At 61.4% G+C, this 16147-nt stretch carries 15 protein-coding genes; 11 read left to right on the top strand and 4 right to left on the bottom strand.

Annotated features, from left to right (window positions below):
- Positions 1-190 precede the first annotated feature (190 nt).
- The 5 genes from kdpA to AACT07_RS17030 all read left to right on the top strand — a co-directional run bounded on the left by kdpA (position 191) and on the right by AACT07_RS17030 (position 7999).
- Positions 191-1879, top strand: coding sequence for a potassium-transporting ATPase subunit KdpA (kdpA, locus tag AACT07_RS17050; protein ID WP_069529099.1), 1689 nt, complete (start codon positions 191-193; stop codon positions 1877-1879).
- Entirely contained in the window at positions 1880-3952 is a 2073-nt protein-coding gene (gene kdpB / locus AACT07_RS17045; protein ID WP_069529097.1) for a potassium-transporting ATPase subunit KdpB, read from the top strand.
- Between the two features lie 62 nt (positions 3953-4014).
- The gene (locus AACT07_RS17040; RefSeq protein ID WP_069529095.1) at positions 4015-4542 is read left to right on the top strand and encodes a potassium-transporting ATPase subunit C; all 528 of its coding nucleotides are present in this window, start codon (positions 4015-4017) and stop codon (positions 4540-4542) included.
- Between the two features lie 126 nt (positions 4543-4668).
- Positions 4669-7257 (top strand): sensor histidine kinase, encoded by a 2589-nt coding sequence (locus tag AACT07_RS17035; RefSeq protein WP_069529093.1) that lies wholly within the window; start codon positions 4669-4671, stop codon positions 7255-7257.
- A gap of 58 nt (positions 7258-7315) precedes the next feature.
- Positions 7316-7999, top strand: a complete 684-nt coding sequence (locus AACT07_RS17030) for a response regulator (RefSeq protein WP_005355774.1) — start codon at positions 7316-7318, stop codon at positions 7997-7999.
- 4 nt (positions 8000-8003) lie between these two features.
- On the opposite strand, the gene AACT07_RS17025 is transcribed toward AACT07_RS17030, so the two are convergent.
- On the bottom strand, positions 8004-9131 hold the full coding sequence (locus AACT07_RS17025) for a multidrug effflux MFS transporter (protein ID WP_069529092.1): 1128 nt from the start codon (positions 9129-9131) through the stop codon (positions 8004-8006).
- Between the two features lie 92 nt (positions 9132-9223).
- On the opposite strand from AACT07_RS17025, the gene AACT07_RS17020 reads away from it, so the two are divergent.
- Positions 9224-10048 (top strand): AraC family transcriptional regulator, encoded by an 825-nt coding sequence (locus AACT07_RS17020; protein WP_069529090.1) that lies wholly within the window; start codon positions 9224-9226, stop codon positions 10046-10048.
- On the opposite strand, the gene AACT07_RS17015 is transcribed toward AACT07_RS17020, so the two are convergent.
- Positions 9978-10211 (bottom strand): hypothetical protein, encoded by a 234-nt coding sequence (locus tag AACT07_RS17015; RefSeq protein ID WP_069529088.1) that lies wholly within the window; start codon positions 10209-10211, stop codon positions 9978-9980. The two genes, AACT07_RS17020 and AACT07_RS17015, sit on opposite strands and share 71 nt — an antisense overlap.
- Before the next feature lie 292 nt (positions 10212-10503).
- On the opposite strand from AACT07_RS17015, the gene AACT07_RS17010 reads away from it, so the two are divergent.
- The gene (locus AACT07_RS17010; protein WP_069529086.1) at positions 10504-11754 is read left to right on the top strand and encodes a valine--pyruvate transaminase; all 1251 of its coding nucleotides are present in this window, start codon (positions 10504-10506) and stop codon (positions 11752-11754) included.
- Positions 11755-11826: 72 nt separating this feature from the next.
- Here the strand turns inward: AACT07_RS17010 and AACT07_RS17005 are convergent, their stop codons facing one another.
- Positions 11827-12267 (bottom strand): Hsp20 family protein, encoded by a 441-nt coding sequence (locus AACT07_RS17005; protein ID WP_005339297.1) that lies wholly within the window; start codon positions 12265-12267, stop codon positions 11827-11829.
- Positions 12268-12359: 92 nt separating this feature from the next.
- Entirely contained in the window at positions 12360-12773 is a 414-nt protein-coding gene (locus tag AACT07_RS17000) for an Hsp20 family protein (RefSeq protein ID WP_005339298.1), read from the bottom strand.
- Positions 12774-13053: 280 nt separating this feature from the next.
- Here AACT07_RS17000 and AACT07_RS16995 point away from each other — a divergent pair, with 280 nt between their 5' ends.
- The 4 genes from AACT07_RS16995 (at position 13054) to AACT07_RS16980 (ending at position 16089) form a co-directional block, all read left to right on the top strand.
- A complete protein-coding gene (locus tag AACT07_RS16995; RefSeq protein WP_069529084.1) occupies positions 13054-13824 on the top strand; it encodes an MBL fold metallo-hydrolase in 771 nt (256 codons plus the stop codon).
- Positions 13825-13915: 91 nt separating this feature from the next.
- Positions 13916-14875: a helix-turn-helix domain-containing protein gene (locus AACT07_RS16990; RefSeq protein ID WP_069529083.1), complete on the top strand. Its 960-nt coding sequence runs from the start codon at positions 13916-13918 to the stop codon at positions 14873-14875.
- A 65-nt stretch (positions 14876-14940) separates the two neighbouring features.
- Positions 14941-15645 carry a helix-turn-helix transcriptional regulator gene (locus tag AACT07_RS16985; RefSeq protein WP_069529081.1) on the top strand — a complete coding sequence of 235 codons (705 nt, stop codon included), beginning with the start codon at positions 14941-14943 and terminating at the stop codon, positions 15643-15645.
- Between the two features lie 66 nt (positions 15646-15711).
- The gene (locus AACT07_RS16980; protein ID WP_005342312.1) at positions 15712-16089 is read left to right on the top strand and encodes a VOC family protein; all 378 of its coding nucleotides are present in this window, start codon (positions 15712-15714) and stop codon (positions 16087-16089) included.
- Positions 16090-16147: the final 58 nt, after the last annotated feature.

Below are 16147 nucleotides of genomic sequence, written 5' to 3'. Positions count from 1 at the left end.
TTTACGCCTGTTTTACATACCCTTTTCAGCGTCAATGACACCAACAGAGTCGATATGATTTTACATCGGCTCTCGCAGCTAATTATCTCAATGGAGTCGATATGAATTGGCTATATCTGCTGCTCGTCCTCGCCTTGATGGCCTATCTGATGCGCGCACTCACGCGCAGTCACGAGTGAGGAACTAGAACATGTGGCAAGAAATAATCTATCCGGTGGCCTTCGTGCTGCTGGTTCTGCTGCCGGCACCGCTGCTGGGCAACTACATCTACCGGGTATTTGAAGGCAAAATTCTCTGGCTGGCACCGGTCGAGCGCGCCACGCTGGCTTGTTGTGGCACCGATGGACGGGAGCAGGACTGGAAGTCCTACGCCCTCAGCCTGCTGGCCTTCAACGGCGCCGGTTTCGGTCTGCTGTTCCTGATCCTGATGGCGCAGGGGTTGCTGCCCCTCAACCCGCAACAACTGCCGGGTCTGAGCTGGCAACTGGCATTCAACACCGCGGTCAGCTTTATGACCAACACCAACTGGCAAGCCTATTCCGGTGAGGCCAGCCTCTCCTACTTCAGCCAGATGGTAGGCCTGACCACCCAGAACTTCGTCTCCGCAGGGACGGGCGCCGCCGTCGCCATTGCCCTGTTCCGCGGTATCGCTCGTCAGCAGACCATCAACCTTGGCAACTTCTGGCAGGATCTGGTGCGTTTCTGCCTCTATGTGCTGCTGCCCATCGCGCTGATCATGGCGCTGGTGCTGGTGTGGCAAGGTGTGCCGCAAAGCCTCTCCGCCTATCTGCCGTTCCACGGTGTGGAAGGTCAGGAGCAGCTGCTGCCCCTCGGCCCGGCAGCCTCGCAGATCGCCATCAAGCAGCTTGGCTCCAACGGCGGCGGCTTCTTCGGCATCAACTCGGCACACCCGTTCGAGAACCCGACAGCCCTCTCCAACTGGCTGGAGATGGTCGCCCTGCTCACCATCGCCGCCGCCATGGTCTTTACTCTGGGCCGCTATGTGAAAGACATGGCCCACAGTCGCGCCATTCTCGGCGCCATGACCCTCATGCTGGTGCTGGGGCTCTTCGTCTCCCTCTCCCAGGAGCTGAAACCGGATCACGCCCTCGCCCAGCTCACCACTGACGCCAGCAACATGGCTGGCAACTGGGAAGGCAAGGAGAGCCGCTTCAGCCCTGTGCTCTCCAGCATCTGGGAAGTGGCGACCACTGCCGCCTCCAACGGTGCCGTCAACGCCATGCACGACAGCTTTACTCCGCTCGGTGGCATGGTGGGCATGGTCAACATGCTGCTGGGCGAGGTCATCTTCGGCGGGGTCGGCTCCGGTATCTACGGCATGATGCTGTTCGTGCTGCTGACCGTGTTCCTGTGTGGACTGATGGTGGGACGTACCCCGACCTATCTGGGCAAGCGCCTCGGTATCACCGAGATGAAGTGGGTCGTCGCCAGCATGCTGGTGATGCCGGTGGGGGTTTTGGTGATCGGCGGTGTCACTCTGCTGATGCCGGATGCGGCCACTATCATCGGCCATGATGGCCCGCACGGCCTGTCACGCCTCATCTATGCCTACGCCTCGGCTGCCGGTAACAACGGCTCAGCCTTTGCCGGCTTTGCTGCCGGTGACAACTGGCAGTGCGTTGCCATCGGTCTGGCCATGCTGCTCGGTCGCTTCGGCTACATCATCCCCATCATGGCCATAGCCGGCCAGCTCGCCCGCGCTCCGCGTCAGAAGATAAGCGAGGGGGATTTCCCGATCCGCGGCCCGCTCTTCATTACCCTGCTGATCATCACCGTATTGCTGATTGGCGGCCTCTCCTTCCTGCCGGTGCTGGCACTGGGCCCCGTGGCAGAACATCTGATGCTGGGAGCTTTCTAAATGAGCAAGTCCACTTCAATGAGTCCCGACACCATGCTGGTGAAGGGTAAAAAACAGCAATCGCAGATCCTGCAGGCCATGGTTGAAGCCATCTACCGCTTCAATCCCAAGGCGCTGTTTGGCAGCCCCATCCTGTTCACCCTCTGGCTGGCAGCAGTCATGGCGACGGTGGAGTCACTGCTGGGGCAGCCGTTCTCCGGTGTTGCCCCCTCGCTGGCCTGGCAGCTGACTGCCTGGCAGCTGACTGCCTGGCTCTGGCTCACCCTCTGGTTTGCCAACTTCGCCGAAACGCTGGCCGAAGGTCGCGGCAAGGCGCGGGCCGACAGCCTCAAGGCTGGCATGAGCCAACTCAAGGCCCGTCGGGTGGCTAATGCCAAAGATGGTCAGGGCGAATGGGTACCCGCCACCAGCCTGATGAAGGGGGATCTGGTGCTGGTACGCAGCGGCGAGATGATCCCGGCCGACGGCGAGGTGATCGCCGGTATCGCCTCGGTCAACGAGGCCGCCATCACAGGTGAATCCGCCCCCGTCATCCGCGAATCGGGTACCGATCGCAGCGGTGTAACCGGCAACACGACGGTCGTCTCCGACGAGATCTGGGTACGCGTCAGCAACAATCCGGGCGAAAGCACGCTGGATCGCATGATTGCACTGGTGGAAGGGGCCAAGCGCCAGAAAACTCCCAACGAGATGGCGCTGGATGCCCTGCTGGTCGGGCTGACCCTGATCTTCCTGCTGGTGGTCGCCACCCTGCCCTGGTTCCTCGACTACAACGGCACCCAGGTACCGCGCCTCTACCTGATCGCGCTCTTTATCACCCTGATCCCGACCACCATCGGCGGCCTGCTCTCCGCCATCGGCATTGCCGGTATGGATCGACTGGTGAAACTGAACGTGATTGCCAAATCGGGCCGGGCCGTCGAAGCGGCCGGTGACGTGCGCACCCTGCTGCTGGACAAGACCGGCACCATCACCTTCGGTAACCGGATGGCGGATGAGCTGATCCCGGCACCGGGTGTCGACCCCGCCCTGCTGGCACAAGCGGCCATGCTGGCCTCACTGGGTGACAACACCCCGGAGGGCAAATCCATCCTGACTCTGGCCAGCAAGAGCATGGCAAAGCCGAGCCAGCTGGAGAGCGACAAGGTGATCCCCTTCAGCGCCGAGACCCGGCTGAGCGGGCTGGATCGCAACGGTCATCAATATCGCAAGGGTGCGGTGGATGCAGTGCTGAACTACCTCAGCCTCGACCGCAAGGCGGTGCCGGAGCTGGTGCTCAAGTCAGTCGACAGCATCGCCCGTCAGGGTGGGACTCCGCTGCTGGTCTGCACTCAGGAGAAACTGCTGGGGGTGGTCTACCTCAAGGACATCATCAAGCCCGGTATCAAGGCTCGCTTCCAGATCCTGCGCCATATGGGGATCCGTACCGTGATGATCACCGGAGACAACCCGAAAACCGCCGCCGCCATCGCCGCCGAAGCCGGGGTGGATGACTTCATCGCCGAAGCAACGCCGGAGAAGAAGCTCGCCTATATCCGTCAGGAGCAGGCCGATGGTCGTCTGGTTGCCATGTGCGGCGACGGTGCCAACGATGCGCCCGCACTGGCGCAGGCTGACGTGGGTCTGGCCATGAACGAGGGTACCCAGGCCGCCAAGGAGGCGGGCAACCTGGTGGATCTCGACTCCAACCCCACCAAGCTGCTGGACGTGGTGCTGGTCGGCAAACAGCTGCTGGTGACCCGTGGCGCCCTGACCACCTTCTCCATCGCCAACGACGTGGCCAAGTACTTTGCCATCCTGCCAGCCCTGTTCATCGCCGCCTACCCGCAACTGGGGGCACTGAACCTGATGCAGCTGGGCAGCCCGCAGAGCGCCATCCTGTCGGCCATCATCTTCAACGCCCTGATCATTGTGGCGCTGGTGCCGCTGGCGCTGCGTGGTGTCGACCTGAAAGGCTCGGCCGCCAGCCTGCTGCGCCGCAACCTGCTGATCTACGGTGTCGGCGGCCTGCTGGTGCCGTTTATCGGCATCAAGCTGATCGATCTGGTCATTACCGGCCTGGGTCTGGTGTAACGACATAACCGGGATGCGGGACAGACCCGCATCCCCAGCCATCCATTTGGAGCAAGAGAATCATGATAGCAATCAGAACCCTGTTGACCCTGACCCTGCTGCTGGGAGTGGGTTATCCGCTGGCGGTCACCGGACTGGCCCAACTGCTGTTCCCCTGGCAGGCCAACGGCAGCCAGCTGACCGACAGCAAACAGCAACTCATCGGCAGCGCCCTGCTGGGGCAGAAATTCGAGCGGGCTGACTACTTCCATCCCCGTCCCTCCGCCAGCGATTTCAACACCATAGGCGGCAGCGCCAGCAATCTGGGGGTGAGCTCAACGCTGCGGGCAGAGTTTGCCGAACAGGCAGCCAAGGCTCAGCCTGGAACCCGCTCCCCCGCCATGCTGACCCGCTCCGCCTCCGGCCTCGATCCCCACCTGCCGCTGGATGCGGTGCTGGCTCAGGTCGACCGCGTCGCCAAAGAACGTGGACTGGATCCCGCCCAACTGACGGAGCAGGTCAAGTCGGCCACACAAGCTGGTATCCTTGGCCCGCAGGTGGTCAACATTCTCCAGCTGAATCTGCAACTGGATCATCAAAAGGGCGCCTGATGGTGCCCATTCCGGTTTGGTGATGACCTCGATTTTCGCAACGGGCGGTTGGCTCGATAGGGATAACAATGGCTGATGTAGCAAGCGCTGACGCCCTGCTGACAAGTCTGATGCAGGAGCATGGGGATGCGTGATGAGGTAAGGGCTGACGCCCTGCTGGCAAGTCTGGAGCAAGAGCACAAGGGCAAGCTGAAAGTCTTTCTCGGGGCCGCCCCCGGCGTGGGCAAGACCTACGCCATGTTGCAGGCGGTGCGGGAACAGGCCAAGGAGGGGGTCGACATCCTGATCGGCGTGGTGGAGACCCACGGCCGGCAGGAGACGCTGGCCCTGCTCGACAAACTCACCATCCAGCCGCGCAAGATCCACATGCACCGTCAGCAGCGGCTGGAGGAGATGGACCTCGACGGCCTGCTGGCACGCAAACCGGCCATCGCGGTCGTGGACGAGCTGGCCCACAGCAACGCGCCCGGCAGCCGCCACGAGAAGCGCTGGCAGGATGTGGAGGAGCTGCTCAACGCCGGTATCGACGTCTACAGCACCCTCAACGTCCAGCATCTGGAGAGCCTCAACGATCTGGTGTGGCAGCTGACCGGGGTCAGGGTCAAAGAGACCCTGCCCGATCAGGTTCTGCTCGATGCAGACAGCATTATCCTTATCGACCTCCCCCCCAAGGAGCTGCTCGGCCGCCTGCGCGAGGGGAAGGTTTATGTCCCTCATCAGGCCAAGGCCGCCCTGCAATCCTTCTTCTCCCTCAACAACCTCACCGCATTGCGGGAGCTGGCGATGCAGACCGCCGCCAGCCATGTGGAGGGCGATCTGCAACTGCAGTGGCAGGCGGCGGGCAAGAGCACCTTGCCGCTGCGGGGCAAGTTGATGGTTTGCCTTGGTGATCTGCACGGCTCGGCGCTGGTGCGCTATGGCCACCGCTTTGCCCAGCGCCGCCAACTCCCTTGGCTGGTAGTGCATGTCGACAGCAATGGCCGCCGCTCGGCCGATGTGGAGCAGGCGCTGGCGCTCGCCTCCCACCTCGGTGCCAAGGTGCTGACCCTCTCCAGTCCGGCGGTCGCCAACACCCTGCTGGAGACCGCCGAACAGCAGCAGGTCTCCCAGCTTCTGCTCGGCAAACCTCACAAGGCGCCGTGGCGCCGCTCGCTGGTGCAGCACCTGCTCAAGCAAGCGCAGGGGCTCGAAATCACCCTGGTCGATACCGAGAAGCAGAAGCCCGAAGTGGGAATGCGCGTCCCGACCCCGAAGGATATACACCACAGCCTGCTGGCAGTGGTGATCATGGGGATCACCTCGGCCGCCGCCTGGGGGCTCTCCTACTGGCTGCCGCCCGCAGCATTGCCGCTCATCTTTGTACTGGGGGTGCTGGCGACGGCCCTCACCACCAGTCTGGTGCCCGCCACGCTGGCAGCGGTGCTGGGCTTTATCGCCCACAATCTGCTGTTCACCGCCCCCTACTTCTCCCTGAGCGTCGCCAACCACAGCGATCTGCTCACCCTGTTTGTGCTGCTTATCGTCGGCATGACGGCGGGACGGCTCGCCTCCCGCCAGCGGCAACAGCTGATCGGTCTGCGCGAGACCCAGCAGCTGGGCAATGCCCTGCTCTCCCTCAGTCAGGGGCTGGCCACCGCCAGCAGCCCGGAGGAGGTGCTCAGACAAGGTGCCCAGGCCATTTCACTGGCGCTCGGCCAGCCGACCGTGGTGATCGACAAGGAGTTCAACGACAGGCTCGGCAACGAGAAGCACAGGCCCGGCCAGACCGACAAGGCGGCCATCGACTGGTGTCTGGCCCAGAAGCAGAGCGCCGGGGCCCACACCGCCACCCTCAATGCTGCAGAGGCCCAGTATCACCATCTCAGCGACGATCTGGTGATCGGCATAACGCTGGCCAATCCGCTCTCCTCCTCTGCCGAGCATCAGCTGCAGGCGCTGCTCACCGACATTCGCGCCGCGCTGGCGCGGATAGACCTCAACGAGCGGCTGGCCGACAGCCAGTTGCAGGCGGAGACCGACCGGATGCGCGCGGCCCTGCTCTCCTCGGTCTCCCACGATTTGAAGACGCCATTGGCGACCATCATGGGGGCTGGCAGCACCCTGCTGGAATATGGTGACCGGATCCCCGCCGAAGACCGCGACGAACTGCTCCACTCGGTGCAGGAGGAGGCGCGCCGCCTGCACAGCTATGTGCAGAATCTGCTGGATATGACCCGCATCGGCTCCCCCGACTTCCAGCTGAAACGGGACTGGGTCGATCTGGCGGATCTGGTGGAGAGCGCCCGCAAGCGGCTCGACTCCTCCTGGCGCCAGCACAAGCTGCTGGTCCATTTCGATCAGCATGTGCCCCAGCTCTATGTCCATGGCGCCCTGATCGAGCAGGTGCTGGTCAACATCCTCGACAACGCCTCCCGCTACTCGCCGGCAGGCACCCCCATCGAGTTCAAGGTGATGGTGGCTGAGCCCGACCTTATCATCGACATCATAGATATCGGGGTCGGTATCGCCGAGTCGGATCGGGAGAAGATCTTCAACCTCTTCTACACCCAGCCGGTTGGCGATTGCGGCAGCCGTGGCACCGGGCTTGGCCTCGCCATTTCCCGCGCTATGATAGAGGCCCACGGCGGCAAGATTTGGGCCTTCTCCGGCCCCAATGGCAACGGCACCTGCATGCGTATCTCCCTGCCGCTCGCTCTCAATTCACCGGAGGTCTGATGGTTGACCACCAGATCGGGTCACTCAGCCCCTCCCACCATTCGCCTCTGGAGGTTCGATGGCGCACATTCTGGTCATAGATGATGAAGCGGCGATCCGTCGCTTTCTGCGGATCAGCCTGATTGCCGAGGGGCATCAGGTGAGTGAGGCGGTGGGGGTCAATGAAGGGCTGGAGCAGTATCGCCACCTCAACCCCGATCTGGTGATCCTCGATCTCGGTCTGCCGGATGGCGATGGCATTCAGGTGTTGCAGGCCATTCGCGAACACCACCCCAATCCTGTGCTGGTGTTGTCGGCCCGTGATTCGGAGCAGGAGAAGGTGCGGCTGCTGGATGCCGGCGCCAACGACTACATGAGCAAGCCGTTCGGCATCGGCGAGATGATGGCCCGCATTCGCGTGCTGCTGCGCCAACGTGCTGGCGTCAGCAGTGGCGAACGGCGCCACTTCCCCCAATGCGGCCTGACGCTCGATATCAGCAGCCACAAGGTGACCATGAAAGAGGAGGAGATTCCCCTCTCCCGCAAGGAGTTCGCCCTGCTGCAGGCGCTGGTGTGCCACCCCGGCAAGCTGGTGATGCAGACCCAGCTGCTCAACGACATCTGGGGGCCGAGCCACAAGGAGGACACCCACTACCTGCGCATCGTTATCGCCAGCCTGCGTAAAAAGCTGGGGGATAACCCCCAGCAACCGACGCTTATCGAGACCGAATCAGGTATCGGCTACCGCTTTATCGGCAACTGACGTTTCACGTGGAACGACGCCCGCAGCAAAGCAGTGCCAGCAGACCGCAGCCACTCAGCAACAGGCCGAGATCCTGCAATCCGGCCGCCACCGCCAATCCCAGACTGAGCAGCAGGTAGTAACCAAGCCCGAACAGGGCGCCAGCACTGCCCGCCACCTCGCGATAGGCCAGCAGCGCCTGACTCAGCACGTTGGGGATCGCCAGTCCGAAGGCCACCACCACACCCATCATGGGCAACAGGAACCAGAGGCTGGCCTGAGTCGCCCAGACCAGCAGCCCGGCGACCAGCGCCAGAGCGCAAGCCAACCTGACCAGAGATGACGGCAGCCACCCCCTCCCCAGCAGATGCTTGTTGAGCAGGCTGCCAAGCAGAGTCGCCAGCGCCAGCAAGATCCCCGAATAGCCAAACTCGCCGGTGCTCAATCCCAATCCGGCAAACAGGAACGGCGCCAGACTGTAGTAACCAAACAGCATGGTGTTGAACAGGGCGACCAGCATGGCACTGCGCCAGAGCCCGCCATCCTTCATCATCCGGCATGCCAGCGGCCAGAGTGCAACACGCCGGGTGGTGGCCGGACGGGTTTCCGGCAACTGCCAGCAGGTCACCAGCAGCAAACCTACCGCCAGGACCAACAGACCGCTGAACACTCCGAGATAACCGAACCAGCTCGCCAGCTGCCCACCACTGAGCAGCCCCAGCACCGGGCTGAGTGAGAGCGCTATGCCCATTACCGAGAAGACCCGCGCCAGATCGCTGCCCTGATAGCTATCGCGCAGCATGGTCTGGGTCACCACGGATCCCACGGCTGCACCAAAGGCCGAGATGACTCGGGCCAGCAGCAGGGTTTCAAACTGGTTGGCCAACAGCGCCAGCAGGGTGCCGACGCCATAGGTGAGCAGGCCCGTCAGCATGGCGGGACGCCGCCCGATCAGATCGCAGAGCCGCCCCCAGCAGACCACGCCTACCGCAAACGCCAGAAAATAGACCGACAGGGTCTGGGATGCCTGCCCTTCGCTCACCTGAAACTGGGTAGCGATGTGGGTCAGTACCGGGCTGTAGATGGTCTCCACAATCTGGGGAAACATCATCAATCCCACCACCAGCCAGAGCGGTGGCAACTTGTTGTTCATGACAAACCTCCTTCACAAGAGGTCGCCATTCTAGAGAGATGCCGATTGTCTGATTACAATAAGCAGGACTATAAACATCAAAAATCGGACATATGGCCTTTATTCTTCCCGATCACCCTTTTGACCCCGACCAGCTGACGGGTAGCGTGATCGGCATCGCCTCAGCGCTCGGCTGGCACGACTCAGGTCTGCATCAACATCAACGCCATCAGCTGCTGTTCGCCCAATCCGGCTGCATGACCATGGAGCTGGAAGGTCGGGTCTGCCTGCTGCCGCCCACCCGCGCCGCCTGGCTGCCGGCGGGCACAGCCCACCGGGTACTGATGCGTGGTGTGGTGGCCTACCGCTCCCTCTACTTCCAGCCGCACCCCGAGTTGCCCGGCACGGTCGAAGTGCTGGCGGTCAATCCGCTGCTGCACGAACTGATCGAACGGATGGCGCTCTGGCCGTGGGACAAACCGCAAGAGCAGCAACGACGGACGGTGGCTCTGTTTATGGAAGAATTGAGGCTGGCGCCGCGGGAGTCATGGCAGCTGCCGCTGCCAACCGATCCCAGACTGGGCGGCTGGCTACAGCAGTTGAAACGGGGGGATGCCCTACCCGATCGGCTCAACCGGCTGGCCGAACGGGTGGGTGCCAGTGACAAGACCATTGGCCGCATCTTTATGCGGGAGACCGGCATGAGCTATCAGGCGTGGCGTCAGCAGTGGCGGCTGTTGCGCGCCATGGAGCTGCTGGCAGAAAGCGAGCCTATCAGCCGGATTGCCGCTGCGCTGGAGTTCTCCAGCGACAGCGCCTTCATCAGCTTCTTCAAACAACATACGGGACAGACCCCCCTGCGCTACCTCAACTCTCGGGGTGAGTCGCCACAGCCTGACTCGCCTCCACCACCAGGGTATCCAGCGCCAGCGGCTTGAGATTGTGCAGCGCATCCTTCACCACGGCATGGGATGCCTGTTGCAACTCGCTCTGCACATCTTGTTCCAGCTTGGCACTCTCCAGCTCGGGCCGCGGGTTTTCGTTGGCCATCACGTTCAGGCTCAGGGCACTCACAATCAGGGTAGCGATCAGGCTTTTCATCTGGTTTGCTCCGGTATGGTTGAGATGACCAGATAGCTATTCCAATAGTTGTGCCAATCCTCACGTAATTCATAACATGATGATTTTGTTTAAATTAACTATATCTCGATACCAAATTGAGTCGCAAAATGCATCCCGCTCGGTCATTTTTAAACCAACAGTTGGTACTTTTAACCACGCTTGATTTTTGCACCATGTTCCACGTGGAACGTCCCATCTTTTTGATCGACACCTGCTTTTAAACTGAGCTATGGTGCTACATCTTCGTAACTGACTCTGGATCTGTCACCGAATGGAATTTTCCTTGTTCGGCGAGAAGTTCACTCGCCACGCCGGTATTACCCAACTCATGGATGACCTCAATCAGGGGCTGACCAATCCGGACGCCATCATGCTGGGTGGCGGCAATCCGGCCCCCATCCCCGCCATGCTGGAACGCTTTCAGGCCGAGGCCAAGAGCCTGCTCGACAACGGCGAGCTGGTCAAAGCGATGGCCAACTACGACGGCCCACAGGGCAAAGACAGGTTCACCAAAGCGCTGGCTGCCCTGCTCAGCAAGGAGTTGGGATGGGATATCTCGGCCCGCAATATCGCCCTGACCAACGGCAGCCAGAATGCCTTCTTCTACCTGTTCAACCTGCTGGCCGGCGAATTTGCCGATGGCCGCAAGAAGAAGGTGCTGTTCCCGCTCGCCCCCGAATACATCGGCTATGCCGACTCGGCGCTGGCGGACGACTACTTCGTGGCCTACAAGCCCACCATCGAGAAGCTGCCCGATGGCCAGTTCAAATACCACGTGGATTTCGAGAGTCTGCAGGTAGGTGACGATATCGGAGTGATCTGCGTCTCCCGCCCGACCAACCCCACCGGCAATGTGCTGACCGACGAAGAGATCGAACATCTAGATCAGATCGCCCGCGACAAGGGGATTCCGCTGCTGATCGACAACGCCTACGGCGTCCCCTTCCCGGGCATCATCTTCAGCGAAGCTGAGCCATTCTGGAACGCCAACACCATCCTCTGCATGAGCCTCTCCAAGCTGGGCCTGCCAGGCACCCGCTGCGGCATCGTCATCGCCGACGAGAAGATCATTCAGGCCATCACCAACCTGAGCGGCATCATCAATCTGGCGCCGGGCAGTCTGGGGCCCGCCATCACCATCCCGATGATCGAGAGCGGCGACATAATCACTCTCAGCGAACAGGTGGTGAAACCCTTCTATCAGCAGAAGGCGGAGCTGGCGGTGCAGCTGCTGCGCGAAGCGATCCCCGACCCGCGCTTCCACATTCACAAGCCGGAAGGGGCCCTCTTCCTCTGGCTCTGGTTTGAAGGCTTGCCGATCCACTGTCAGGAGCTGTACGAGCGACTGAAGGCGAAAAACCTGCTGATCGTGCCGGGTCACTACTTCTTCCCCGGCATCGATGACCCCGAGTGGCGTCACAGCCGGGAATGCATTCGCCTCAATTACTCCCAGAGCGAGGAGCTGGTGCGTCGCGGCATCACCATTCTGGCCGACGAGATCAACGCCCTCTACGCAAGTTAATCCAATCCAGCGATACAAAAACAGAAAGGCCTGCAGATGCAGGCCTTTGTTGTTTATCGCGATCCGGTTTGCTTAACCGGGCAGCGCCAGTTGCTCGGGTTTACCGATGGGGATGGCACGGGGCTTGAGAGCCTCCGGCAGTTCGCGAGCCAGGTCGATGGTCAACAGACCATGCTCCAGCTTGGCACCCTGCACTTCCACGTGCTGGCTCAGCTTAAAGGCGAGCTCGAAGTCACGCTCGGCAATCCCCTGATGGAGGAACTGACGCTCACCGGCCGCAGCCCCTTTGCGCCCCTTCACCTTGAGGGTGCCGTTTTCGGTCTCCAGCTCCAGCTCTTCGCGCTCGAAGCCAGCCACGGCGACCGTAATGCGATAGCCATCCTGATCGCGCTTTTCGATGTTGTACGGGGGGTAAGCGGCGGTCTTCTGCTCGAACAGACCTTCCAGCTCACGGGCCATCCGCTCGAAGCCGACGGCGTTGGAATAGAGATGAGAAAAATCGAGGTTACGCATAATCCTATCCTTCTAATAAGCAACAGGTTCAACTCTCCACAGGCCCGTCGTCGGCACCCGGGAAATTTTAAAATTTCAGTGAATTCAGGCTATCAGCCGTTGATCTCGATCTTGCGCGGCTTCATCGCCTCAGGCACTTCACGCACCAGCTCGATGTGCAGCAAGCCGTTTTTCAGGTCGGCCCCTTTCACCCGCACATAGTCGGCCAGCTGGAAGCGGCGCTCGAAACCACGTTCGGCAATCCCCTGATAGAGATAGTTGCGCCCGGTGTCGGCCTGCTTGTTGCCCTTCACCGTCAGCAGATTTTCCTGGAAGCTCAGCTCCAGCTCTTCCTGGGTAAAGCCCGCCACCGCCATGCTGATGCGGTAGTCGTTGTCACCCAACTGCTCGATGTTGTAGGGGGGATAACCGGCATTGCCATTGCTGGCCGCAGATTCGATGAGATTGGCCAGACGATCGAAACCGATGGCAGAACGATAGAGCGGAGAAAAGTCGATAGAACGCATAGTATTACCCTCTTGTGAGCGATAACGGATTTTTTGCCCTCCTTATGGACGGGCGCCTGGTCGAAACCTCTGTCGAGCGTTCCGGCCTTGTTACCTATATAGGGGCTCACTTTTTCCTTTCAAGGGGATTTTTTCAAATTTTTTAAATGGCCTTGCCGACCTTTGGCACATCAACCAGTTGGCCCGATAGTGATGATAATCGACCCGTGGGCCACTGATGGCAACTCGCTTAGCGCCCCATAATTGGTTGCATATCCACCAGCCAACATGGAGCCATCCCATGAAGATTACCCAGGTTCGCAACGCCACCTTGCTGCTCGACTATGCCGGCACCCGCTTTCTGATCGACCCCATGCTCTCGGCCAAGGGGGCCTTCCCCGGCTTTGAGGGTACAGCCAATAGCCAGCTGCGCAATCCGCTGGTCGAGCTGCCGCTGCCGATCGATACGCTGGTCGATGTGGACGCCGTTATCGTCACCCACGACCATCCCGACCACTGGGATGACGCAGCCAGAGCCCTGATCCCCAAGCATCTGCCGCTCTTGGTACAACATCAGAAAGATGCCGATGCCATTCGTGCCAGTGGCTTTGAGGATGTGCGCCTGCTGAGCGACCAGCCCGAGTTTGCCGGCATTCGCCTGCAGCAGACCGGTGGCCAGCACGGCAACGACCAGTTGATGGCGGTACTGGGCGAGCGCATGGGAGAAGTGTGCGGCGTGGTCTTCTCCCACCCCGATGAACAGTGCCTCTATCTGGCCGGTGATACCATCTGGCATCCCCGGGTCGAGCAAGCCCTGCAACAGCATCAGCCCGAGGTCATCATCCTCAACTGCGGCGATGCACAGGTGCCCGGACTCGGTTCCATCATCATGGGCAAGGAGGATGTCGCCGCCGTTTATCAGGCCGCACCGCAGGCCACGCTGATCGCCAGCCATATGGAGGCGGTTAACCACGCGGTGCTGTCACGCCAGGAGCTGCGCGACTATCTGGCGAAGCGGGGCATGATGGATCGGGTACGGGTGCCAGAAGATGGCGAGGCGATATCACTGTGATCCACAAGAGGGCCATGTCAGAGATGGCCCTTCGGCTTTCACTGCCAAACGCTTATGATGAGTGGTCTGCGCGCAGAGAGGAGCCAACTCCATGACCACCCCGATCGTTGCCGTGGTGACCTTCGATCACTTCAGCCCTTTTCACTGCGCCGTCCCCTGCCTCATCTTCGGCGATATCCTGCCGGGCCAGCCGCTGTTCGAGCTCAAGATCTGCTGCGGTGATGGCAACCCTCATTCACACTCGGCGCAAGGCTTCACCATTCAGGCTCCTCATGGGCTGGAGGTGCTGGCCGAGGCGGAGATCATCGTCATCCCCTTCTGGCACGACCCGGCAGCACGGCCACCCGCAGCGCTGCTCGATGCCCTAATTGCCGCCAGAGCCAGAGGTGCCCGACTGGTCGGGCTCTGTCTTGGCACCTATGTGCTCGCCTACGCCGGGCTGCTCAATGGCCGCAAGGCATCTACCCACTGGGAGTACGAACAGGATTTCTGCCGCCGCTTTCCTTGCGTGCAGCTCGATACCAACGCCCTCTATGTCGATGATGATGGGCTGGTCACCTCGGCAGGTACCGCCGCCGGACTGGACTGCTGCCTCTATCTGGTACGCCAGTACCACGGCTCGGCCATCGCCAACAAGGTGGCGCGGCGGCTGGTGATCCCGCCTCACAGGGAAGGGGGCCAAGCCCAGTTTATCGAACAGCCGCTGCCCGCCTCCACTCGCGATGTCAGGATGAACCAGTTGCTCGATCACCTGCGTGCCCATCTGGCCGAACCCCACACCCTCGATTCTCTGGCGGCCCACACCCTGATGAGCCGCCGCTCCTTTACCCGCCGTTTTCATCAGGCTACCGGCCTCTCGGTGGGTGAATGGCTGCTGGCGGAACGGCTCAGGCGCAGTCAGGAGCTGCTGGAGATAAGCGGCCATTCCATCGATCGCATTGCCGAGCTGGTCGGCTTCAAGAGTGCCACCTCCCTGCGCAACCACTTCCGCGCCCGCTTTTCCATCTCCCCCAGCGAGTGGCGACGATCTTTTCGTGGCCAGAACTCCTGATGAAACCCGCTGTACCCGCTCACCTCGCTATGGCAGGCTAACCAGAGATCCCGAGGAGTCATTCCATGTCCCGTTCCGAACGCCTGCTAGCCCTGCTCCAGCTGCTGCGCGGCCACCGCTACGCCATCACCGGCAGCGAGCTGGCCAGCCAGCTTGGCATCAGCCTACGCACCCTCTATCGGGATATCGCCACCCTGCAGGCACAGGGAGCCCACATCGAGGGGGAAGCGGGCATCGGCTATGTGCTGCGTCCCGGCTTCATGCTGCCGCCATTGATGTTCAGTGAAGAGGAGCTGGATGCGCTGGTACTGGGCTCACGCTGGGTCGTCGCCCACGGTGATGGAGCCTTGAGTGCATCGGCCAGCAGTGCGCTGGCCAAGATAGAAGCCGTGCTGCCTGCCGACTATCGCCAGCAGCTCCAGAGCAATGCCCTGCTAATCGGTACCTCCCGCAGCGAGAGCCTCACCGATGAAGCCCCACTGCGCAGCGCCATCCGCCAGCAACGCAAGGTGACCCTGATCTATCGCGATCTCAAGGATGAGGCCTCAGAGCGCACCGTCTGGCCCTTTGCCCTCGGCTACTTCGAACAGGTACGGGTACTGGTGGCCTGGTGCGAACTGCGTCAGGGCTTTCGCCACTTTCGGGTGGATCGCATCACCCGGATGCAGCCGCAAGATTGCCGCTATCCAAAAAGCAGAGAGAGCCTGCTGAAGGAGTGGCGCGCCACCCAGCAAATCCCGCAGCCGAAATTTATTGCTGACAGAAACTGACAGCAGGTAGCGCCATGCTGACGGGGTCGGCGCCGATGCGCCATCTCATCAGCAAGGAGCATCACCATGTTAGTCCCCCAGTTCACCATCCTCTACGTTACCAACCCGACCCGCAGCGCGCTCTTCTACCGCGAGTTGTTCGGGCGTGAACCGGTGGAGGAGTCACCTACCTTTGCCATGTTCGTGTTCGAATCGGGCGCCAAACTGGCACTCTGGTCCAGCGCCACAGTCGAGCCCGCAGTAACCCAAACGGCCGGAGCGATGGAGCTGGCCTTCGCCCTCCCCGATGATGATGCCGTCGATCGTCTGTCTGCCGAGTGGCTGGAGCGCGGGCTCACCCTGATCCAGGCGCCGACCAAGATGGAGTTTGGCTACACCTGCATGGCCCTCGATCCGGATGGCCATCGTCTGCGCCTCTACTGCCCGGCTCCCGAACTGGGCTGAGCCGGCACCATCAAGACGGAGCCATGTTTCACGTGGAACGTGCCACCTTCTTCGCCAG

Source organism: Aeromonas sp. ANP5 (assembly GCF_963870295.1).
GTDB classification, from domain to species: domain Bacteria; phylum Pseudomonadota; class Gammaproteobacteria; order Enterobacterales; family Aeromonadaceae; genus Aeromonas; species Aeromonas veronii.
This window is presented reverse-complemented; position numbering and strand designations above follow the sequence as displayed.

Coding starts and splice junctions, on each gene's coding strand:
- kdpA (WP_069529099.1), top strand. CDS start 191: ATGTGGCAAGAAATAATCTATCCGGTGGCCTTCGTGCTGCTGGTTCTG.
- kdpB (WP_069529097.1), top strand. CDS start 1,880: ATGAGCAAGTCCACTTCAATGAGTCCCGACACCATGCTGGTGAAGGGT.
- AACT07_RS17040 (WP_069529095.1), top strand. CDS start 4,015: ATGATAGCAATCAGAACCCTGTTGACCCTGACCCTGCTGCTGGGAGTG.
- AACT07_RS17035 (WP_069529093.1), top strand. CDS start 4,669: ATGCGTGATGAGGTAAGGGCTGACGCCCTGCTGGCAAGTCTGGAGCAA.
- AACT07_RS17030 (WP_005355774.1), top strand. CDS start 7,316: ATGGCGCACATTCTGGTCATAGATGATGAAGCGGCGATCCGTCGCTTT.
- AACT07_RS17025 (WP_069529092.1), bottom strand. CDS start 9,131: ATGAACAACAAGTTGCCACCGCTCTGGCTGGTGGTGGGATTGATGATG.
- AACT07_RS17020 (WP_069529090.1), top strand. CDS start 9,224: ATGGCCTTTATTCTTCCCGATCACCCTTTTGACCCCGACCAGCTGACG.
- AACT07_RS17015 (WP_069529088.1), bottom strand. CDS start 10,211: ATGAAAAGCCTGATCGCTACCCTGATTGTGAGTGCCCTGAGCCTGAAC.
- AACT07_RS17010 (WP_069529086.1), top strand. CDS start 10,504: ATGGAATTTTCCTTGTTCGGCGAGAAGTTCACTCGCCACGCCGGTATT.
- AACT07_RS17005 (WP_005339297.1), bottom strand. CDS start 12,267: ATGCGTAACCTCGATTTTTCTCATCTCTATTCCAACGCCGTCGGCTTC.
- AACT07_RS17000 (WP_005339298.1), bottom strand. CDS start 12,773: ATGCGTTCTATCGACTTTTCTCCGCTCTATCGTTCTGCCATCGGTTTC.
- AACT07_RS16995 (WP_069529084.1), top strand. CDS start 13,054: ATGAAGATTACCCAGGTTCGCAACGCCACCTTGCTGCTCGACTATGCC.
- AACT07_RS16990 (WP_069529083.1), top strand. CDS start 13,916: ATGACCACCCCGATCGTTGCCGTGGTGACCTTCGATCACTTCAGCCCT.
- AACT07_RS16985 (WP_069529081.1), top strand. CDS start 14,941: ATGTCCCGTTCCGAACGCCTGCTAGCCCTGCTCCAGCTGCTGCGCGGC.
- AACT07_RS16980 (WP_005342312.1), top strand. CDS start 15,712: ATGTTAGTCCCCCAGTTCACCATCCTCTACGTTACCAACCCGACCCGC.